We start from the raw sequence: 23,296 nt of genomic DNA, 5'->3' as shown, positions 1-23,296 counted from the left end.
AATGACAAATAACAAGCTCATATTCGAGAGGATTTTCAAACAGAACAAGCGGAGAATTCATAACCACATTCACCGGTTGAACATTCAAGACTCGTATCAAGGGGGGGAAGCAAATGCATGACAATGACAACATGTCGTTTGAAGAGATTTTCAAGCAAAATGAAAAAAGAATCCATTACCATATGCTAAAGCTGGGTATAAACGATCCTTATCGGGAATTTTACGGGGAAAGTCTATATGCTATGTGGATGGCATATAAGAATAGCGGGCAGTGGAAACTTCCGATGGTCGATCCAGTAGGCGTTGCACTTGCCAAGGTGCTTTTCATCCATGCGAGACTCATATGCCAGTTCCTCAAGTGTCATGTCACATACTTTTCGTCTTCCCGCAATGTATTCCCTAGAACTTTCGCATACATACTTTAATCTCCAATGTGTCTCTTCCTTTTTAAAATTATTATCCGGCTACCATAAAAGAAATAACACGCTTTATAGACGCATTTTGCTGGGAAATTGAAGTTTTTAGCAAAAGGAGTATTAGTAATGGTGACCGGAAGGGCAAGCATAAACGCAAGTGACGATCGTCTTTGTGCTTAACGTTTATCGAGAATACGATACAGGTAAACACCAGGATTGATAATTCTGTCTTCATAGGTCAATTTAAGGAAATGATTGAAAGTAATTTCAAAAAATACATTAAAAAAGATACTTTAAACAACATTTATTGAAAGTGTTTTCATAATCACTTCTTCATAATACACTGACAATAGCTAGTTAGATATGAGTCTATGAATAGTAGGCGGTGATAAGAAACAAGGAAGAATACTAAATAAAGTCAAATTTAAGTGAAGAGTTTTTTTAAAATACACATAAATAGAAAGGTAGGACTGCAAATGTCTCAAAAGAAAATTGTTGCGGTTACCGCTTGTTCCGCAGGAATTGCCCACACATATATGGCTGCTGAGTCACTGGAAAAAGCCGGCCAGGATCAAGGTTATGACATTAAAGTTGAGACACAAGGTTCAATTGGTGTCGAGAATGGTTTAACTCAACAGGAAATTGAAGATGCAGACGTTGTTATTTTAGCTGTGGAAATAAATATTGATATGACACGTTTTTCGGGGAAACGGGTGAAGAGAGTCAAGGCATCAGAAGCAATAAGAAATCCTCAGGAAGTACTTGAAACCGCTTTAGAAAGTGCGGAAGTTTATGGCGAAAAAGGCACGAAAGCGGGCGTTGCCAAGATGGGAAAAACGGAAGAAGGCGGTTTCTTCCAACACATCATGGCGGGTATTTCCTACATGATTCCGATGGTAATTGCATCAGGACTGATCTTAGCCATAGCAAATGTGTCAGCATTTCAGCGAGATGAGGCAGGACGAATTGTTGATTGGGGTTTTAATGAATCAACAGTGATGGGGGAATTAATGTCAAATTTATTCGATATTGGGCAGGTTGGTTTTCTATTAATGATTCCCCTGTTTGCGGGTTTTGTAGCGAACTCCATCGCTGGTAAGCCAGCCATTGCTGCAGCCATGATCGGCACCTATATTGCAAATGATGCTGAAATGTTGGGTGCAGATGCTGGAAGCGGGTTTTTGGGAGCTATACTGGTAGCTTTTGCTACTGGTTATTTTGTCAAATTATTGAAAAAGATTCCATATCCAAAACTAATTCAGCCGATTGTTCCAATTATGCTGATTCCATTTGTCAGTACACTGTTAATTTCCTTATTTGTACTATACGTAATTGGAAATCCAATGGCTTCAATGATGGACTTCCTATATGATGGTCTGACGACATTAAACGAAAATTACAGTTCAGCCCCAGTAATCGTGGGCGTTATTATTGGTGCGATGGTTGGCTTTGATTTAGGCGGACCATTTAATAAAACGGCGCTTGTATTTGGTACTGCTGTTTTTACAGATACCATAGCTAAATACGGAGTGGAAGGCGCTAATTTTGTTCCGCAAACAGCAACACAGGCGGCTATTTCTGTTGCCCCATTGGGTATTTGGCTGGCATCTATTCTCTTTAAAAAGAAATTTTCTCCAACCGAAAAAGTTTCAGCGAATAGTGCCTTTGGTATGGGGATTGTAGGTGTAACAGAAGGCGCTATTCCGTTCGCGGCACAAGATCCTGTCCGTATGATTCCGGCTTTTGTTGCAGGTTCAGCTGTTGCAGGCGGGCTGGCAGCAGGTTTGGGTATCAAGTTCTTTGGTGGTATCGGTTCACCGCTGGGAACTTTTGTTGGTTATATCGAACAGCCCGTTCCTTTCGTCACATGGATATTCAGCGTGTTGACAGGTGTGCTTGTAACGGCAGTGATTATTGGTTTTACAAAAAAGAGGGTGGACTAATTGATAAATAAAATTTTTAATATGAATAATATTGTTTTCGATTCTTCAGTGAAAACAAAAGATGAGGCGCTTAATTATATTGCCGCTTTTGCTGAGCAGCAGGGGGTTGTGAAATCCCCAAAGGCTTATTACAAAGGATTGAAGAAACGCGAAAAAGAAGTGACAACCGGTTTTAAAGACGGGGTGGCCATACCACATTGCAAGCATAAAACCGTCATCAGTCCATCTTTGATGCTAGTTAAATTTTCCAACCCCGTCGAATGGGAGTCGATGGATGGAAAAGCCGTGGAAGTCGCGTTTGCTTTGGCAATTCCGGATGGGAAAAACAATGAACATTTGAAATTGCTCAGCACTCTATCACGGGCATTAATTGATGAACAGTTCACACAGTCGATCTTAACAGCTGATATAGAAAAAGATCTATATTACATTATCCAGAATAAATTGGAAGAACTTAGCGATTAATAGAAAGCCAGGGTGTTAAAATGGAAAATACAATTCACGTTATTGCACACACACATTGGGATTATGAGTGGTACTTTACCAGTAATGAATCTTTCATACAATTATGCTATCACGTGGACGAGGTCATAACGGCACTGGAAGAAGGCATATTGGATTATTACATGCTTGATGGTCAGACGAGTATTGTTGAGGATTATTTAGAGGCAAACCCTGATAAACAAGCGCGTTTTATGGAGCTTGTAGAGAACGGTAAGCTGAAAATTGGACCCTGGTATACACAGTCTGATCAAATGATCGTACGCGGGGAGTCATTGGTTAGAAATTTACAGATTGGAATGGAACTAGGGAATTCGTTCGGGGGGACCGATTTACTCGGCTACATTCCCGATGCTTTTGGTCAATCAATTGACATGCCGAAAATATGTCATCAGATGGGGATTCATAGAGCTGTTTTTTGGCGTGGATTATCTTCGGACAACATGAAACAAAGGGAATTTTTCTGGGAATCTGAAGATGGCAGCCGTGTTATGGCTTATAATATAAAAGATGGTTATTTTGTAGGGGTTCAGCTTATTGAAAGTGACAACTGTGATGCTGTAATGGAGCAAGTCAAAAAAGACACGGTTTCTTCTCATATTGCACTTCCAGTTGGAGGGGATCAGCGTTATGTTGACATGAATTTAAAAGAAAGAATTAATCATTTCAATGAGAACTTGTCAGAAGACCAACTTGTTGAAAGTAATTATGACAAGTTGTTTGAAGGCATCATGGAGGAAAAATCGGATTTGCCTTCCGTTCAAGGAGAATTGCTGAACGCGCAAGTATCCAAGATTCATCGATCCATTTATTCAACCAGGTATGATCATAAGTATTTGAATGATAAAGTGGAGCGCCGGTTAATTTATCAGGTAGAGCCTTTAATGGCGATAGCGGATCATGTAGGGATTCCCTATAAAAAGGATTTACTGGATAAGGTGTGGAAATTGGCATTACGAAATCATGCGCATGATAGCGCCGGGGGCTGCAATAGTGATAAAACCAATCGATCTATTTTACAGCGTTTAACCGAAGCAGATGAGCTATCCTATTCGCTCATCGATTATCTCACCAGGAAAATCAGCGAATCCCGGGAAAATATCAGGCCTAACCAAATTACTGTTTTTAATACACTGCCCATACGACAAAAGAAACTACTGAATTTAAAGGTTTCATTGGTCAATTCTGATTTTGCGATTTATCATAAAGGTGAGAAGATTCCCTATCAATTCGTGAACATGACGGAATGCTCGAATGATCCGATTCGCAGGGATGTGAAGCCTGCGTCTGAATCTTTTTATCAAGAAATAGAAATTCTGGTCCCTGTCACATTGGAGCCATTAGGATATGATGTCCTGGATATTGTGGAGGGGGAACAGGGAGAAATTGCCTTTCCGGAGCAAAACGACATGAAAGAAAGCGAACCAGTGTCTATCGAAAATGACTATTATAAGATTATGTGCGAAGATGGAAAGGTAGACGTTTTTGATAAAGTGACTGGCATATGGTACCGAGATTTTCTATTCATTGAGGATAGCGGAGATGATGGCGATAACTATGATTATTCCCCGCCTATGCATGACAACGTATTGAAACTGGACTTTTCCAATTCTGAGGCGCGGACAATAAAAGGGAGAATAGAGAGCTCTATCACCTTATCAGGTTATTTTAATGTGCCGTTGAATCTGACGGAACGGGTTGAAGGTCAATTTAATAGCCAAATACCTTATGAATGTACCATTTCTATTAGAACGGATTATCAATCCATCAATCTACAGCTTGATATGGAAAATAAGGCTTTTGATCATCGGATGCGTTTAGTGGCTAATGGAGATGTTAAAACAGATGAAAGCATTGCCGACTCTCCTTTTGGTACCATATCCCGGCCTGTTCGAGATCCTAACCTGGAAAATTGGCGCGAGAAAGGCTGGAAAGAGGAACCGTCTGGCATTTATCCGATGCTGAATTTCGTCAATGTGCATGATAGCGGGAAAAGTATTACCGCGTTTTCAAAAGGCATGAAGGAATATGAAATCATGGGATCAGATGGGAAAGGGATTGCCCTGACATTATTTCGAGCGGTCGGCTATCTTGGAAAACCGGATCTAATCAGAAGGCCGGGTGTTGCATCAGGCAATCAATTCCGGTACATTGAGACACCTGACAGTCAAATGCAGCAACATATGACATTTAAATGTTCATTGGTGGTTGGCCGGAATTTTAATGCGGCTGATGCATTCGATCATTATCAGCATTATGCTGTTTCAGTCCCTTATTACCAACATCAATCCTTAAACGCATTTACGAATACGCTGAAGTACTTCGTCATGCAGCCGTTAAGCGAGACAGTGCCTGATGCTTTTTCACTGCTTGATGCCAGTCATAGCAAAAATATTGTATTAAGCTCTGTGAAGATGGCGCGTGATAAAACCGGACTTGTTGTTCGATTTTTTAACCCGGCAGATAAGGGTGTTTATGACAGCGGCGAGACGGTTTGCCGGCAGCAAATTGATTATTGGCATTTCATCAATATGGCTGAAAACGAAGAATTAAGCAGCAGATACAAGGATCAAACGATTCAATTGGGCGGTTTTAAACCAAAGGAAATCAAGACCGTTTATATTCGATTCTGATTTCGGCCGGTATGGCTCCTGTATCTGGTCTGATGAACGGGTGATGAGATTTGATGAATCATGATATCTTTTTAACCATCGAAAGTTCTAAATTAAGATTTACGGCTGTGGAGGAGCAAATTGCTGCTTATTTTCTAGGAGCCAAGAAACCGTTGAAGCAGTCTGAACTTGCTGAGGAAGTTAATGTATCGACTGCTTCAATCACCAGGTTTTGCAAAAAAGTTGGATTTGATAATTATAAAGAGTTTATTTATTGTTACCGCGAGGCATTGCTGGACTATTCAAATGATATCCATGACGTGACAAGCAACCTCCAGTTTCAATATAAAGAACTCATTAATTCAATTGATGAAAAAGCCGATATCGAGAAGATAAAAGAAGCAAGCAGATATATTCACAGTCAAAAAATCATTCATGTCTACGGTTTGGGGCTAAGTGCTATTGCGGGAGAAGATTTTAAATTCCGCTTCACACGGGTTGGCAAGTTTGTGGAAGTTGTAAGGGATTACGAATCAATTGAAATGATCTCTTCGCTTTTAAATCAGGATAATCTGGTTATTTATTTTTCATTACGCGGTGAGAATAATCGTGTCATTCAATCACTGAGAAAACTCAAGGCCAAGGGTGCTGATTTAATTGTCGTTACCGCAAATGAATCAGGGGATATCGTTAATGATATAGCAGATGTCAGTCTGTTAACGTCGCATATCCATAACCCCAATGAAGCCGGGCAAATATCTGCGCAGATACCTTTGTTGATTATTATCGATTTCATCTACTCGCAATATATTCGGATGTACCGGGAGGATATCAAAAAATGGGTGGGAACTGAATCCGCCTACTTACAAGGTAATAAATATGAAAAATAACGATGGTGTAACGCAAGATATTTTGCGTTAAATGAGTAATTGAAAAAGGGGGTGTAATCTATGAAATGCTATCTATCATTTGATTTTGGCGGGACGTTTATCAAATATGCGCTGGTACAGGGGGATGCAGGCGTTTCTATGGCGGACAAAGTTTCGACACCTGCTTCTTTGGAAGGTTTAGTGGACCTTGTACTGGAGGTTAGCGATGATTTTCGGCGTCATAATGATATAGAGGGTATAGCAGTCAGTTGCCCCGGCACCATTACAGCGAATGGCAAAGTCGAAGGAACAAGCGCTATTTCTTATCTGGATCAAATAGCTTTAAAGGATTTGTTGGAAGAACGGACAGAGGAACAGGTAGCCGTCGAAAATGACGCCAATTGTGCAGCTTTGGCCGAATTGTGGAAGGGCGCTGCCCGCGGCTGCCGGGAAGTGTTAACGCTTGTGATCGGTACCGGTATTGGCGGTGCAGTTATCTCCAATGGTGACTTGTATCGCGGCGCCAACCTTTATGCAGGTGAATTTGGGTATGCCATATTATATGCCGATCCCAAAAACAAGCAGGTGGATCATTGGAGCCATTTGGGTTCAACAAGTGCCCTCATCCGAAAAGTTGCCAAAGAAAAAGAAATGGCTGAGCGGGACATTTCCGGCGAACAAATTTTTGAATGGGCAGAAGAGGGAGATAACATATGCCGGCAAGCTATTGAAGAATTTTATTTTATGCTTGCTGCAGGAATACATAATTTACAGCATATCTATGATCCGGAACGTATCTTGGTGGGGGGAGGTATTAGCCACCGGGACGATTTCATCCCTTCTCTCACTGAAAAGGTGGAAGATGTTCAGGATTTGATGGATTTGGATAGTATGAAACCGATTATTCGTACCTGTCAATTTAAAAATCAGGCCAATTTAATTGGTGCTGCGTATCATTTTATTAAATCGCATAACAGCTAGGAGGAATTTTATATGGCGACTTATACATTTCCTGAAAATTTTTGGTGGGGAAGTGCTGCTTCAGCGACTCAGACCGAGGGTGCAGCCCATATCGATGGAAAAGGAGAAAATATCTGGGATTACTGGTATCAGGAAGAGCCCAATCGATTTTACAATCAGGTTGGTCCTGAAAATACCTCACGCTTTTATGAGCGGTATAAAGACGATATTCAAACGATGAAAAAGCTGGGGCATAATTCCTTCCGCCTGTCGATTTCCTGGTCGCGTCTCATCCCTGATGGAACCGGCGATGTCAACGAAAAAGCTGTACAATTCTATCATGATGTACTGGATGAGTTGATCGCTGCGGGAATTGAGCCTTTTGTAAATTTATATCATTTCGATATGCCGCTTGTTTTGCAGGAAATGGGTGGCTGGGAAAATCGGAAAGTCGTGGAAGCATTTGCTGATTACGCCAAGACGTGCTTTAGTTTATTTGGGGATAAGGTGACGAAATGGTTTACCCAAAATGAGCCGATTGTTCCGGTCGAAGCGGGGTATTTGTATGATTCGCACTATCCTAATGTGGTGGATTTCAAACGAGCTGTCCAAGTAGGCTATAATTCGGCTGTTGCAAGTGCTATGGCTATAAGAGCCTTTAAAGACGGGGATTATAAAGGAAAAATAGGTATTATTTTAAATGTGACTCCTTCTTATCCGAGAAGCAATCATCCAGCTGATCAAAAAGCAGGAAGGGTTGCAGATTTGTTCTTTAATAGATCTTTTCTGGATGTGTCCGTGAAAGGTACATTTCCTGACGAACTGGTACAAATTCTAAGAGATCACAGCATGTTGCCGTCAACGGAAACAATGGATGAAAAGCTTTTGCAGGAAAATACGGTGGATATTTTGGGTGTGAACTACTACCAGCCGAGAAGGGTCAAAGCAAAAGAGTACATGCCACATCCGGATGCCCCCTTGATGCCGGAGCACTTCTTTGATTTTTATGATATGCCCGGGAAAAAGATGAATCCATACAGGGGCTGGGAGATCTACGAAAAAGGTATCTATGATATTCTGATCAATCTGAAGGAAAACTATGGCAATATCGAATGTTTTATCTCAGAAAACGGAATGGGTGTACAAAATGAAGGCCGTTTTAAAGATGAAGATGGCATCATTCAGGACGATTACCGGATTGAATTTTACCGGGAGCATTTGAAATGGGTACATGCAGCGATCCAGCAAGGGTCTAATGTTAAGGGATATCATGTATGGACTTTCATGGATAATTGGTCGTGGTTAAATGCTTATAAAAATCGTTACGGTCTGGTATCGATAGATTTGGAAAATGATGCAACGCGTCAGATTAAAAAGAGCGGGTCGTGGTTTAAGGAGCTTGCCTTGAATAATGGCTTTCGAGATGAAAGTTAGTATAGAAGCATGGCTCTGCAGTTATATCCTGGCCAGAGGACAGCTAGTTATCTTTTCGGTCTGATATGCTAAGCCGTGAATATGCCTGCGGTAACATCTGGATAGCTTCAGAAACCCTTTGTATTACAAAAGCCGAAACCAGGTCAAAAAGCAGGTATATATACGGCTAGGCTCGATAAAAAGCTTTGTGCCAGTTATTCAATTCGTAAATGCAAAATAGAAAGAATATTATTTACATGACATTATAATCGTGATATACTTTTTCCAATAACTTATTAAATGCATTTTAATTAAGATGGCTGAATTCCTTTAAACCCTCAAATAGTTATTATTATTTCTCCTTTGAAAGCGGTTAATTATTGATGGTTTTTATATTCATTTTAAAAGGAAGTGAATCGAACAAAAATGAGAATGGCAGAGCCGGGTAATACAGACCGAAACAAACAGCTCAACCGATCATTGGTTTTAAATATCATTCATAAAAACGGACCTATTACAAAAGCGGAAATATCGAAAGAATTGGAGCTGACCTTTGCTACGATTGGAAATATTACGTCTGAATTAATCGAAACAGGGGCAATCAAAGTTACAGGCTATGGTCAATCTAATGGTGGAAGAAAACCAGCGCTATATGAAATTAATTGGGAAAACAATTATGTTATTGCGCTTGATGTTGGTGTGACAAAAATTTCAGCCGCAATTGTTAACTTGAAAGCTGAAATTCACGCTCGCTGCGATGTGGAAATGGAGAATTCCCAGTATGATTTAACATTTATTGAAAGGGTTTTCAAGGCTATTGATCAATTACTTAGCCGAACTGATTTATCGCATTTAAAGATTATTGGCATTGGTGTTTCAGCACCAGGGCCTATCGATGAAGAAAGCGGCAAACTCCTATCTCTGCCTAACCTGCAAGAGGGCAGAAATGTAACGATTAAGCAGCAGTTAGAGCAGCGTTATGGTTTAATGACCGTTCTTGAAAAGGATGCGAATGCAGCAGCTCTGGCAGAGCAATGGTTCAGTAATATGCAAATGAAGGAAAACATTTTGTATATTTTTGCTGACCAGGGAATTGGCGGCGGACTCATCATCGACACGAGAATTTATCGAGGGTTTCATAATGGGGCCGGTGAGATCGGTCACATGTCCATTGATGTTGATGGGCCAAGATGCAATTGCGGAAATTTCGGCTGTCTGGAAGCGATGGCCTCAGGAATTTCTGTTATTAAGCAAGTGAAAAAAGAAATTCGCAGGGGAGCAAGCAGCTCTTTAGCAGAAATCTATCTACAAGATGAAAAACAGCTTACATTGGACTTAATTATTCAGCATGGGAAGAATGGTGACCCATTAGTAAAAAATGTATTGGATCAAACCGGACGATATCTGGGTATCGGCGTTGCTAACGCTATAAACTTTTTCTCCCCGTCTCAAGTTATTTTCGGGGGTCAGATGATTGATTTATATCCTGAGATTGTAAAGATAGCTGAAAGAACGGCTAAACCTCGTTTTTTTTCAGATGCCGCTTCCAGGATTAACTTTACCAATTCCAGTTTCGGATTTGATGCCAGTTTGATAGGGGCTGCTGCCATTATACAACAAAAACTGTTTGATAAGCCCGAAAACACAATTATTAAGTAGCATTTGGATGTTATCAAGTACAGGGGGGTGATTTTGGTAAATCATAAGCAAGTTTTGGGATCAATTCTATCAATTATAAAAAAGGGGAGTTGGGTGAGCATGAAAAAAGTGAATGGAAAGTATGTTTTGATTTTAATCATGATGGTACCGCTTCTTATAGTGGCGGCTTGTTCCAGTGGGGACGGAAGTGGAGATGAATCGTCTGAAAACACACTGGAACTGGTCTATAAATCACCTGATGATACATTTAAATCATGGATGAAGGATGTTAAAAAGCAATTTGAAAAAGAGCATGATATCAATGTGAAAATTACGGAAATCAAAAGTAATGAAGGGGACTATCCGAATAAAAAAGTATTAATGATGAAATCGGAGGAAACAGCTCCCGACATTGTGATGGAGGATTCATTTCAAATTAAAGCAGATTCTGCAGCTGGCTACTTGGAACCATTGACGGAAGAAGTTAACAACTGGGATGATTGGAAACAATTTTATGATCCAGTCAAAGAAGGCGTCACCGGTGCTGATGAGGAAGTGTATGGCGTACCAATTTCTACAGATGTCCGTGGCCTTTGGTATAACAAGAAAGTATTCGAAGAGGCAGGGTTGGATGTACCGTGGAAACCAGAAAGCTGGGAAGATGTGCTCTCGGCTGCTGGAGCAATTAAAGATCAAGTAGAAGTGCCGATGTGGATGAACTCTGGTAAGGCTATGGGAGAGGGTACGACCATGCAGACGTTCCTTCCGTTATTATACGGAACAGGCAGTAAATTATATGACGAAGAATCAGAGAAATGGCTTGTTAAGAGTGAAGGATTCCAGGACGCTCTCCAGTTCGTTGAAAAAATATACGCTAATGACTTAGGACCAAGTTTGAGCTGGGGGATTACCGGACAAGCCGGTGCGAAAGTATCAACGGAGCTTATGCCCGAGGGTGAGGTTGGAATCGCACTTGATGGAAATTGGATGTCCTCCAATTGGGTGGAAAGTGGAAATGCACCGTGGCCTGAATGGGAAGACTCCATTGATATTGCACCAATGCCAACACAAAACGGTCAAGAACCTGGAAAAGTAACTGTTTCGGGCGGCTGGACACTTGCAGTACCGGCTAAAGCTGATAATAAAGATCTTGCAACGGAATTCATAAAGCTGGCAACCAGTAAAGAGAATCTGCGATACGGAACAGCACTAACACCACGAAAAGATATTGCTAAACTGGATGAATATGAGCAGATTGCGTATCAGCAAAAAATAACGGACTTTTTGGAATTCACGCATTACCGTCCGACATATGAAAATTATCCATCTGTTTCTTCCAACATTCAGGCTGCAGTTGAAGCAGTCGCAACAGATAATTTATCTCCTGAGGAAGCAATGGAGCAATTTGCAAACGATGTGAAAAGAGATGTAGGTGAGGAGAACACAACGTCAGAATAATCGTAGACAGTGGGTTACCATTAAAGTGTTGATGGTAACCCCTCATTAAAGAGGTGTCTGGTATTGAGTAAACAAAATTCACTGCAGGGAAATATTTATTTGCGTTCATTACTATTCGGTACACCAGCAATTGTATTACTATTGCTTTTTGTTCTTGGTCCTATTATTATGACTATCTATTTTTCGTTCACAAATATAGCATTGACTGGAGCATCCGCTCAAAATACGGAATTTGTTGGTTTTGATAACTTTACAAGAATGTTCCAGGACCCCAGTTTTCGAACGAGTGTCATTAATACCATTATTTTCTTGATATCTTCCGCTGTTATTGGTCAACAATTAGTAGGGTTTCTTGTCGCCTATTTAATGAAGCAAAAAGCACGGCCGTTCAGGAGTGCGATTGGACTGTTGGTGCTTGCCGGATGGATAACACCGGAAGTGGTCGTTTCATTTGTCTGGTTTGCGTTTTTGAGTGATGAAGGCACATTGAATACCATACTTGGATTTGCCGGGATGGAACCTGTTGCCTGGCTATTAAATTTTCCGATGGTCAGTGTGATATTTGTGAATATTTGGCATGGGGCAGCTTTTTCAATGCTTATGTATCAGGCGGCGCTAGATGATGTCCCTAAAGAGGTTGAAGAATCAGCTAAGATTGACGGGGCGAATGCATGGCAAAGGTTATGGCGGATTACGCTCCCGATTATAAAAGGAGCGGCTGTTACGAATATGGTGCTGGTCACGTTACAGACTTTGGGTGTCTTCACTCTTATTTATGCATTAACCGGAGGCGGTCCAGGAGAGAGATCCACAACACTGCCAATATTCATGTATAATGAAGCATTTGTTAATTACCAAATAGGTTATGGAACTGCTATTTCTATCGTTTTATTACTTATTGGCATTGTTTTAAGTCTGATATATATTCGATTCTTGAAAATTGATGAATAGAATGAGGGATACACATGATTATTAGGAAACAAATACAAAAAGCACTGCCCTATTTCGTTCTTTCCGTCATTGGAATCATGTTTTTTATTCCACTTTTGTGGATGCTCTTCGCTTCGTTTGATATGAATCCGACACTGGCAATTGAATGGCCGGAAGAGTTCACATTTGAGAATTTCACGGAAATACTGACTGATGCAGGGATTTTGCGATCTTTTGTTATCGGCATATTTTTGTCATTGGTCTCATCCATAATACTTGTGATTGTTTCGGCGTTGGCAGCATATCCGCTGTCACGGTACCACTTGAAACATAAAAATTCCATCATTCTTTCCATTTTGTTCATGTCCGGGCTGCCAATGACAGCTATTATGGTTCCTGTATACCAATTATTTGTGTTTTTTAATTTGAATGATTCCTTAATAGCAACGATGTTGTTTCTCGCGGCTTCAGGGCTGCCTTACGGTATTTGGCTTATGAAAAATTTCATCGATTCGGTACCGATAACCCTGGAAGAATCCGCATGGATCGATGGTGCATCCGTATTGGTTGGTCTGCGAAAAGTTGTAGCGCCGCTAATGACCCCGGGTATATTCACTGTATTGATCTTTACGTTTACAAATAGCTGGGGAAACTTTTTTGTACCATTTATATTGATCCAATCGACCGAAAAACTGCCAGCATCGGTAACAATCTATCAGTTTTTCGGTCAGCACGGAATGGTGTTTTATGGACAACTGGCGGCCTTCTCGTTTATTTATACGATACCTGTTGTCATTCTATATTTTTTGGGACAGCGTTATATGTCTAAAGGGTTCAGTCTTGGAGGTGCACAAAAAGGTTGATGAACTAATGGCTATACAGCAATGAGTACTTAAGTAAAGGAAGATGACGATGAACTATTCAATCGGAGTTGACATTGGCGGTACCAGCGTGGCGATTGCTGCTGTGGATGAAACAGGACGTGTTGTTGAAGAAACCAGTATACAGACAGATACGGTGATATCGGCGGAACAAATGATAAAGCGGATAAGTTCTGGGGTTCAAGAAGTTATACAACGGGCAACTATTCAAGGCAATATAATGGGAATAGGAGTTGGGTCACCAGGTCCGCTTGACAGTAAAAATGGAATAATTACATGTCCTCCTAATCTGGATTCATGGAGAAATGTTCCAATTAAAGCAATCATGGAGGATGCCCTGTCCTACCCAGTGATTTTAGAGAATGATGCTAATGCTGCTACACTGGCTGAAAAATGGGTCGGAGCAGGCAAACATCATGATCACGTTATCTATATGACGGTTAGTACGGGTATTGGCTCTGGAGTGATTGCTGATGGCAAATTGCTGCGGGGAAAGAATGGCAATGCAGGTGATATAGGGCATGCTGTTATTGATCCATCATTTGGTCAGTGCACGTGTGGACAAGCGGGGTGTTTGGAAGCTATCGCATCAGGTACAGCGATAGCGAGGCGTGGATCTGAATTAATGAAGACCACGCTTTCAACAGAAGAAGTTTTTGAACTGTATCGAAATAACGAACCAGTCATTGTTGAACATATTGATTATGTGTTGCAAATGCTTGGTGCCGGTTGTGTTTCGCTGGTCAATACGTTTGATACAGAGTTAATTATTATTGGCGGTGGTGTTTCGAAAGTGGGAAGCCTGTTATTTGATTCTGTACAGGAATATGTGCGTACATATGCGTTAAATCCGGACGGTCGTCAGACAAATGTTGTTCCGGCAAAACTTGGGCAAAGCGCCGGTGTGATTGGTGCGGCTGCGCTATGGTTTGATGTTTTATAAATATTTGGAATGAGTGCAACATGCATCAAATAATATTAATCGATTGTCCGGGTGAAAGCCGTCATTGATATGTCAGAGCCACTATGGCTCCCTCGCATGAAGAGAAAATATGTAAATGTTGGGAGAGTTATAAATGGGTGAGCGAAAAAAAATCCATATTATTTCACATACGCACTGGGACAGAGAATGGTATTTACCGTATGAGAAGCATCATTATCTGCTTATTAAACTGATGGATACCTTGTTGGATACACTGGAACATAATCCGGACTACCACAGTTTTCACCTCGATGGTCAGACAATTATATTGGATGACTATTTGCAAGTTCGGCCGGAAAAGCGTACGATTATTCAGCGCTTTATTGATGAAGGCCGTCTGCATATAGGTCCGTGGTATATTTTGCAGGATGAGTTTTTAACAAGTGGTGAAGCGAATATCCGTAATCTGCAGTACGGTTTGAAGGATGCAAAGGAATGGGGAGGCTTAACCAAAGTAGGATACTTCCCTGATTCGTTCGGTAACATCGGCCAGGCTCCACAGTTATTGAGCCAGGCCGGTATCAACAATGCTGTCTTTGGCCGTGGTGTAAAACCGACCGGATTTAATAATAAAGTAGTCGATTCGGACACCTTTGAATCGCCTTATTCTGAAATGATTTGGCGTTCCCCTGATGGATCTGCTGTACTTGGGGTGTTGTTTGCGAATTGGTACTGTAATGGAAATGAAGTACCTGTAAATGAAAAAGAAGCTGCTCCCTATTGGGAAGAGCGTATTGCCGCTATGGAGAAATACGCGGCAACATCTGAATTGCTTATGATGAATGGATGTGATCATCAGCCGATTCAAACGGATTTGCCTGAGGCGATTGAAACAGCCCAAAAGCTTTATCCGGATATAGAATTTCTACACTCCAGCTTCGATGACTATATTAATCGTTTGGGGACATCGGTACCGGAAAACCTGAAAACAGTTGATGGGGAACTGCGCAGCCAACAGACGGATGGATGGGGAACACTTGTCAATACTGCATCGTCCCGTTTGTATTTAAAGCAGATGAACCGGAAAAATGAAGTGCTGCTGGAAAAAGTAGCCGAACCACTGGCAACATTTGCGTCTATTCTTGGAGCAAATTACAACCATGGGCTCATCGAATATGCATGGAAAACATTAATGCAGAACCACCCGCACGACAGTATTTGCGGGTGCAGTGTCGATGAAGTACACCAAGAAATGGTAACACGCTTTGAAAAAAGTAAGCATATTGGTGAAATGCTTGTAGAAGAGAGTCTGGATTATATAAAAGATTACGTTGATACGAGTGTTTTTCAACAACAGGGGACGGATGCATTGCCGTTTATTGTTTACAATACAACCGGGCAAAACCGCACCGGAACTGTATCTGTAACGCTGGATGTGAAGCGGGAATACTTTTCAGAAGGTGTCAACAAGGAAAAGCTGAAGTCATTCGCCTTGGGTGATCGAATCGTCGTTGATGCAGATGGCAATAAGTATGAATGCGTTGTTGAAGACTTAGGGATTAACTTTGCCTATGATCTACCTGAGACAAAGTTCCGACAGCCGTACATGGTACGCCGGGCCCGGGTTACGTTTTATGCCGAAAAAGTACCTGCATTAGGGCTAAAAACATTTGCATTTGTCAAAGACGAATCTGATTGGGATACGAATCGTTCGTTGGTAACTGGCGAACATGAAATAGAGAATGAGTATTTACACATTTTGATAAACCGAAACGGTTCACTGACGCTGACAGATAAAGTGAATAGTCGTGTTTATCAAGACTTATGTGTCTATGAAGATACTGGTGATATCGGTAATGAGTATATGTATAAACAACCTGCAAATGAGGAGGCACTGACAACGGCAGATGTTGAAGCAACGGTGAGATGTGTGATGGATACATCGTTTAAAGCGGTCTATGAAATTATTCACGAGTGGGAAGTTCCCGCTGGCGCTAATGATTTATTGGAAACAGAACAAAAAGAAGTGGTGGAATTTCCAAAACGAAAAGCAGTCCGTGTAGAGCGAAAGGTCCCGCTGACCATCAAGACTTATGTGACACTGGAAAAAGATAGTGCAGGGGTGGATATTAAAACAACCTTTAATAATCAGGCGAAGGACCATCGACTGCGAGCCCTTTTTCCAACGGATGTAGAGACCAATACTCATGCTGCCGATTCCGTTTTTGAAGTAGCAGAGCGGAATAACGAACCAGCTGCGGAATGGACGAACCCGGATAACTCGCAGCATCAACAGGCATTTGTGAATGTAAGCAATGATATAGAAGGATTAACTGTTGCTAATTATGGCCTGTATGAATATGAAGTGCTGCGCGATAGCAGGCAAACAATCGCATTAACCCTATTACGTTCTGTAGGAGAACTTGGCGACTGGGGGCACTTTCCGACCCCGGAGGCACAATGTTTGGGTGAGAATACGGTTGCCTTTCGAATTACCCCTCACCAGGGAGAGGCATCTAAACTGGCAAGCTATCAGGATGCGTATCAGTGTCAGGTGCCATGGAGTGTGAGTCAGACAGGGATACAAGGAGGTATTGTGCCGCCAGCTTATGCCTTCTTGTCACTAGAAAACAGTACAGTTTCACTTGCTTTTTCTTCGTTAAAATTATCCGAAACAACTGGTGATATTATCGCCCGTTGGTTTAATATGACAGAAAATGAAACGACAGTGGCTGTAGAAATTCCTAAAGGATATTATGCTGCTTATGAAAGCAATATTGTGGAGGAAAAAATAAATAAGCTGAATGATGCTGAACGTCATCATGCAAAAGTATCCGTGAACAAGTATGAAATTAAAACGATTGGTTTTGAGAAATAAAAATAAAGTGGGCTCATAGGAACGTTTCTTATGGGCGCATGGTTTCTGAAAGGAGCTACCAAATTGCCTCGTGGACTGCCTGCATCAATGCAGGATCTGATTGATGAAATAAATGCTGCTTACCCAGATGATCCAAAAATTCGGGCGTTGTTTGCAAACTGTTTCTCCAATACGTATGAAACAACGATAAAACCCCAGCAGGATGGAACGACATTTGTAATAACGGGAGATATTCCTGCGATGTGGCTTCGTGATTCTGCAGCACAAGTCCGTCCATACCTAGTATTAGCTGAAAAACATCACAGGATGGCTGGTCTTATTCAGGGAGTTATTCAACGGCAAATGACGTACATTAACCATGACCCTTATGCCAATGCGTTTAATGAAACAGCGAACGGGCATCGCTATAACGACGATGATACAAAAATGACACCATTAATTTGGGAGCGCAAGTATGAAATTGATTCGTTGTGCTATCCGGTTCAACTGGCGTATTTGTTCTGGAAATCCACCGGCAGAACAGAACATTTTAACGAAAGTTTTCGACAAGCAGTTGACAAGATTATTGCTACCTGGAAAGTGGAACAGCATCATCACCGGGATTCCGACTATTATTTTAGGCGTGATGATTGTCCGGAGCAGGATACGCTGTCCCATGATGGAGAAGGGGCTCCTGTAGGGTATACTGGGATGACCTGGTCCGGTTTTCGTCCAAGTGATGATGCTTGTCAGTATGGCTACTTAGTTCCCGCTAATATGTTTGTTGTAGTGGTCTTAGGTTATATAGCGGAAATAGCAGCGGAAATTTTGCAGGATGATGAAATTGCCGGGGCTGCCAGAAAGCTTGCCGCAGAAATTAATCAAGGTATTCAATCGTACGGGGTTGTGGATCATCCGAAATTTGGGCACATTTATGCGTATGAAACAGATGGACTTGGTAATTACAACTTAATGGACGATGCGAATGTACCATCTCTTCTATCGGCACCATATTTAGGCTATTGTTCCAGTAATGATCCTATCTATCAAAATACGCGTGCATTTTTATTAAGTGAGGAAAATCCGTATTTTTATAGCGGGCAAGTTGCAAAAGGCATTGGCAGTCCGCATACACCTGAACGATATATTTGGCATATCGCGCTTGCAATCCAGGGGATGACTGCCAAAACAGGGAAAGAAAAACAGGATATTCTCGATTTGTTTAAACAGACCGATGGATATACCAACTTGATGCACGAAGGATTTCATGTTGATGATCCTGAAATATTTACACGGGAATGGTTTTCATGGGCTAATTCGATGTTTAGTGAGTTTGTCTTACATTTGAACGAAAAGAATGTGAAAGGGAGTCCGCTGGAGTAAGTGAATATGAAGCGGGGAGGCGATTGCCTCCCCGCTTGTTTTTAGTACTTTGAGAATAAGAGAATCATTCCCGTGTTTCCTATTCTTCCCCTTTGTTATATTTCTTTTTTAAATCTTTTATGCGTTCTTGGGCCTCTTTAAGAACATCATAATTTGGTACTTCCTTTCTTAATGAAGGATGCAGTTTGTTATAAGAAACTTTAGCATCCTTGACAATATGCTTATCATTTACCGTTAACTCGTCTATAGCTGGTAAATTATCAATTTGCTTATAAACTTCTGTTACTTTTTCATGCATGTAGGCGGTACTGAATTTAAGGCTTTCTTCTAAGTCAGGACTTTGAACTGTATAATAGGTTCTGTCGGATTTCACCCCGAAATCAAGCCCTTCAAATGTCAGTGTTCCATCTTTAGTTGCTTGTTTTTCTGCCAATGGATTTTCGGATTTAAGCGAGTCATATAATCTCACTGTCTGCTCTTTCTTAACGTTTTCAAGTGTAACTTTATCCTGGGCACCGCGATTGTTTTCGGCAGTGACAAAATGCATCATAATATTTTCTGTTTTCGGCAGGGTGTCACTTTCAAACATTTGCCATTCATAGATACGGATTGCCGTCCATGGCGAAGACCCATCGTCATGCACTTGCAGTTTGAACTCACTTGCAGTAATCGGCTTGTCTAATATAACATCTGTTACAGCTTTATCATTCTCTGTAATTCTATTTGCACTAATCCACTCTTCATTTTCATTTTTATAGAGCAATTCGAAATCATTTGTATTCATGTCTTTCGATTCGCCGCCAGCTTCCGCATGTTCTATTCTCCAGCGACGGATTGTTTTAGGCTCCCCTATATCAATGGTCATATAACCGCTTTCTTTATTGGTAGCGGCCCATTTGCTGTTTCCGTTAACCGTACCGTCTAATGCACTGGAAGCAGGCTCTGCATCGTTTTCATACGATACATCAGTTACGGTCGCATTTCGAGCAACATTTGGTGAGGGTGCATTCTCTTCCATTTCTGTTGCATCTATAGGCATACCCCACTCGAAATCAATGGTTGCTTGTTCCCCGCGTTTATAATTTTTATTAATAGGAACAATTTGCAGGGTAGTACTATTATCTGCTTTGGCATTATCTTTCGAGCGCGTAATATTAGGTGTGTAGAAATGGTTATTTGGTGTTGCACCTAACAGATTTCTGTCACCACTGGCATTTTCCTGGTACACTTCATAATATATGGCGTCTTCTTGGGCGCTCCAACTCATACGGGCTTCCGCCTGTGCAGCTGTCTGAAGTATTTTTTCAGTTACTTCCGCGTTTTCAGGCTTGGAGATCTTTTGAGCCTTGTTATCATACAAGGAAAGTTGTCCCAAATTAAATGCGTAATTATCGATTTTAGCAGAATTACTTATTTTAAGGCTTAACGCATAAGCTGTATTTCCCGCATCTTCACTCAAGTCGATAACTGCTGTCTCCCAGCCGTTGTTTGAATCAGGAAGTGAGTAATGCTTCATTTGGTCTTTAGAGTAATCTTCACTATAAGATACACCTAATGAAACATCAGCTCCTGGCTCGGATTGATAAACGACTCGAACTTTAGTTGATTCGTTGATATCGAGTTTCGTGCTGTAAAGCATGGTGTCATTCACAGAGTCTTTTCCCAAATCCCCGCTAAACTTTAAAGAATTCCCACCATTGTATGCTTTGGTAAAATCATAGGAGGCATTTAACTCTGAGCCCTCACCACGGATCCACCAGCGCCATGTGGGCATAATATCCTGGATGGAGCGGTTATTCCATTCCTGTGAACTAGCTACGTTACCCTCGACAAAATATTTTTTTCCATGGCCGCTATTGAAGTTCGTTGTAAATGGCTTTTGTTGAATGACCGATGAATCCGTTACAAAGCGAGCCATGCCTTTCCAATCCGCTGAATCATCAGCTTCAGACGGATCACCTTGGGGCCCTGTCCAAAAATATTGTTCTTTTTCATGAAAATCAGCAGGGTTATCCGCTAATCCCATCGTCGAATTTGGTGTATAAAGTGCGATGGATACTTTAGATTGATTTTTTTCATTTAAAAGCGCATCCGTGTTTATTTCGGTATTATACGAATTTTGTTGTACTTCAAACCCTGCATAGGCGTCAAATGGACTGCGCTGATACTTATTCATCGTTGAAACCGTCTGATCTATTTCACTGCGTCCCCAGTTGTAATTTAAAAAGAATTCGTCTGCAGCATACGTGCCATCTTCTGCTGGTTTAACGTACATATCGTTTTGTGAGTTAATGGCATTTTGATAGTTGATGGAACCATCATTAGCCTGGGCGTCATACCAATTGAAACGAATATCTGAATGACGCTTCGTATAGCGCATCATTTCATTCATTTTCTTCGCTGTTTCTTCACTGACACCATACGTTTCCTGATTAAGAAAATAACCGTCAAAGCCATAATATTCAGCTGCCTCTATCATTTTGTCAGCTACCGGAAAAGATCCATCTTCTGCTTGCTGCGTGAATGCTTCTATTTCAGCCAGTTCTTCCGGCGATCCAGGTCCCCATGGGAAACCGATTGTTGCATAAACCGGTACACCATTTCGGTGGGCTGCATTGACAATATCAGGTGATGGAAGGCTGAACACTCCTTCTCCTGAAGCAGAGCCAGGCCAATAGATGTAGGAATCCAGTAATTGCCAGTTGTCAAAAGCATATACACTGAATTCATTACTTCCGACAGAGCTCGAACGGTCGTGATTGGATAGGGTGATAGCTGCCGATGTAATGCCAGCTTTAGGGTTGGCAAGCTTATTGACCTGATGTCCTTTAAATCGGTTTTCATTCAAAGTGACGCTAGCCTGATTCAACTGTGAATCCGGGCTAGTCTCAGGTGACCAATTCAACAGCGATTCTACACTGAAAGCAGGTGCCACAGGCTGCAGACTAAGTTCTTCTGAATACTTTTCATTAATGACATCGGACGTATTATCTTCATCAGCCGCACTAACTTTCTGTACTGAAGTGAACGTGAACGGAAGTGCCACGGCAAGAATAACTGAAAAAAATATGCCGATTCGATTGTTTCGCTTTCTCAATGTTATCCTCCTTGTTTATGATGTTTGAAAAAGATTGAATATTTCTGTCTTCACGGACCTGTTTCTGGTTTGCAATGCATTATATACCTCCTATACATGATTAATTTATCTTTATAAAATCAATATAATAAAAGCTAAAAATAAATCGCTTTCATAAATAGATATGAAAAAAATTTGATAGTTAGCTTTATTATAACTCTTCTTAATTAAATTATTTTTAAAAAGTTTAGAAAAGTATATCACGTATCATTAATGTTGTAAATGGTTCCAAGGAAGGGGTGATTAATAAAAATAACTTCACATCGAATAGAATAGGAATAATAGGAACTGACATACAAAACGGAATATGAGTGATAGCTTTTGTTTACCCCATAAAAGTAATAGTATGGAGAAACAGCCACAAAAAAACTGGAGTGCTGACTTCGAATGAGGATGGCTGGCACATTCTTCAACTATATAAACATAGTAACAAGCTATCATGATAAAGAACTATGGTGTGTTTCTGCAGACAAGACAACCGATCAGTCATAATCGATAATAAAATGAAGTTTACCATATTAGATGACCATCCAAATGTATATTTTTTCATTGTAAGACAGTTTTTTTGTAGGAAGGGATTTATATGTCGTTACTCGCCTTATTGCTCATCATTGCCTCAGCTTTCATGCATGCATCGTGGAATTACCTGGCTAAGCGTTCTAATGGAGGTTTTGGATTTGTATGGCTTTATATGACGGTAAGCACTGCGATATATGCCCCGGCGGTTATTTGCTTGATCATAGTTATCCCGGTAGATATAGGATGGATAGAAATCGGATTTATGGCAGGGAGTGCTGTCATTCATTTGATATATTCATTACTGCTGCAAAAGGGGTACAGCATTGGTGATTTTTCGATTGTGTATCCTGTTTGTCGGGGAACAGGTCCGCTCATTGCGGCGATTTCAGCTACTTTTATATATGGTGAACATCTGACGTTTTCAACAGTCATTGGAATCGTTCTGATTACCGTTAGTATTTTTATTATAACGGGCGGAATTCAAGCTATAAAACAAGCAAACACGCTAGTGCCGCTTTTGTATGGTTTGGTCATTGGGGTTGCGATCGCGTGCTATACACTGCTAGATAAAGGAGCCGTCAGCATTGTGTTTATTCCTCCGTTGCTACTGTCATATGGCATTGTTATCGGTCAGGTAATAATTTTGTCATTGTTTATAGTACCTTACTGGAAAGAAGTGCAATACATGTGGCGTTATCACCGGAAGGAGGCAATCGGTGTCGGTGTGTTGAATCAGCTTGCTTATATCCTTGTGCTTACAGCTCTCACGTTCACTCCGGTCAGCCATGTGGCACCAATTCGCGAAATTAGTATTATTATTGGAACGCTGATGGGGAGTCGGCTGCTATCGGAGGGGTT

At 41.1% G+C, this 23,296-nt stretch carries 16 protein-coding genes; 15 read left to right on the top strand and 1 reads right to left on the bottom strand.

The features are described from left to right. Window positions 1-113 precede the first annotated feature (113 nt). The 14 genes from VK080_RS11335 (at window position 114) to VK080_RS11270 (ending at window position 18,783) form a co-directional block, all read left to right on the top strand. Entirely contained in the window at window positions 114-425 is a 312-nt protein-coding gene (locus VK080_RS11335) for a hypothetical protein (protein ID WP_324224873.1), read from the top strand. A 467-nt stretch (window positions 426-892) separates the two neighbouring features. Continuing rightward, entirely contained in the window at window positions 893-2,359 is a 1,467-nt protein-coding gene (locus VK080_RS11330; protein ID WP_324224872.1) for a fructose-specific PTS transporter subunit EIIC, read from the top strand. Next, on the top strand, window positions 2,360-2,824 hold the full coding sequence (locus VK080_RS11325; RefSeq protein ID WP_324224871.1) for a PTS sugar transporter subunit IIA: 465 nt from the start codon (window positions 2,360-2,362) through the stop codon (window positions 2,822-2,824). Between the two features lie 20 nt (window positions 2,825-2,844). Further along, window positions 2,845-5,493 (top strand): glycoside hydrolase family 38 C-terminal domain-containing protein, encoded by a 2,649-nt coding sequence (locus tag VK080_RS11320; RefSeq protein ID WP_324224870.1) that lies wholly within the window; start codon window positions 2,845-2,847, stop codon window positions 5,491-5,493. A 53-nt stretch (window positions 5,494-5,546) separates the two neighbouring features. Continuing rightward, on the top strand, window positions 5,547-6,362 hold the full coding sequence (locus VK080_RS11315; RefSeq protein WP_324224869.1) for a MurR/RpiR family transcriptional regulator: 816 nt from the start codon (window positions 5,547-5,549) through the stop codon (window positions 6,360-6,362). A gap of 60 nt (window positions 6,363-6,422) precedes the next feature. Further along, a complete protein-coding gene (locus tag VK080_RS11310; protein ID WP_324224868.1) occupies window positions 6,423-7,322 on the top strand; it encodes an ROK family protein in 900 nt (299 codons plus the stop codon). Between the two features lie 12 nt (window positions 7,323-7,334). Further along, entirely contained in the window at window positions 7,335-8,735 is a 1,401-nt protein-coding gene (locus tag VK080_RS11305; RefSeq protein WP_324224867.1) for a glycoside hydrolase family 1 protein, read from the top strand. A gap of 405 nt (window positions 8,736-9,140) precedes the next feature. Continuing rightward, on the top strand, window positions 9,141-10,373 hold the full coding sequence (locus VK080_RS11300; RefSeq protein ID WP_324224866.1) for an ROK family transcriptional regulator: 1,233 nt from the start codon (window positions 9,141-9,143) through the stop codon (window positions 10,371-10,373). 99 nt (window positions 10,374-10,472) lie between these two features. Then, window positions 10,473-11,810: an extracellular solute-binding protein gene (locus VK080_RS11295; RefSeq protein ID WP_324224865.1), complete on the top strand. Its 1,338-nt coding sequence runs from the start codon at window positions 10,473-10,475 to the stop codon at window positions 11,808-11,810. A 63-nt stretch (window positions 11,811-11,873) separates the two neighbouring features. After that, a complete protein-coding gene (locus VK080_RS11290; RefSeq protein ID WP_414672247.1) occupies window positions 11,874-12,761 on the top strand; it encodes a carbohydrate ABC transporter permease in 888 nt (295 codons plus the stop codon). Between the two features lie 14 nt (window positions 12,762-12,775). Further along, complete coding sequence (locus VK080_RS11285) at window positions 12,776-13,603, top strand: carbohydrate ABC transporter permease (protein WP_324224864.1); 828 nt, start codon at window positions 12,776-12,778, stop codon at window positions 13,601-13,603. Window positions 13,604-13,652: 49 nt separating this feature from the next. Beyond that, entirely contained in the window at window positions 13,653-14,564 is a 912-nt protein-coding gene (locus VK080_RS11280) for an ROK family protein (protein WP_324224863.1), read from the top strand. Window positions 14,565-14,697: 133 nt separating this feature from the next. Beyond that, window positions 14,698-17,421: an alpha-mannosidase gene (locus VK080_RS11275; RefSeq protein WP_324224862.1), complete on the top strand. Its 2,724-nt coding sequence runs from the start codon at window positions 14,698-14,700 to the stop codon at window positions 17,419-17,421. Window positions 17,422-17,451: 30 nt separating this feature from the next. Beyond that, the gene (locus VK080_RS11270; protein ID WP_414672246.1) at window positions 17,452-18,783 is read left to right on the top strand and encodes a glycoside hydrolase family 125 protein; all 1,332 of its coding nucleotides are present in this window, start codon (window positions 17,452-17,454) and stop codon (window positions 18,781-18,783) included. Window positions 18,784-18,862: 79 nt separating this feature from the next. Here the strand turns inward: VK080_RS11270 and VK080_RS11265 are convergent, their stop codons facing one another. Continuing rightward, complete coding sequence (locus VK080_RS11265) at window positions 18,863-21,880, bottom strand: endo-beta-N-acetylglucosaminidase (protein WP_324224861.1); 3,018 nt, start codon at window positions 21,878-21,880, stop codon at window positions 18,863-18,865. Between the two features lie 622 nt (window positions 21,881-22,502). On the opposite strand from VK080_RS11265, the gene VK080_RS11260 reads away from it, so the two are divergent. After that, window positions 22,503-23,296 (top strand): EamA family transporter (locus VK080_RS11260; RefSeq protein WP_324224860.1); only part of this gene is annotated, 794 nt, incomplete at its 3' end.

The sequence above is a fragment of the Lentibacillus sp. genome, from assembly GCF_035301925.1.
Lineage (GTDB): Bacteria > Bacillota > Bacilli > Bacillales > Amphibacillaceae > Lentibacillus.
This window is presented reverse-complemented; position numbering and strand designations above follow the sequence as displayed.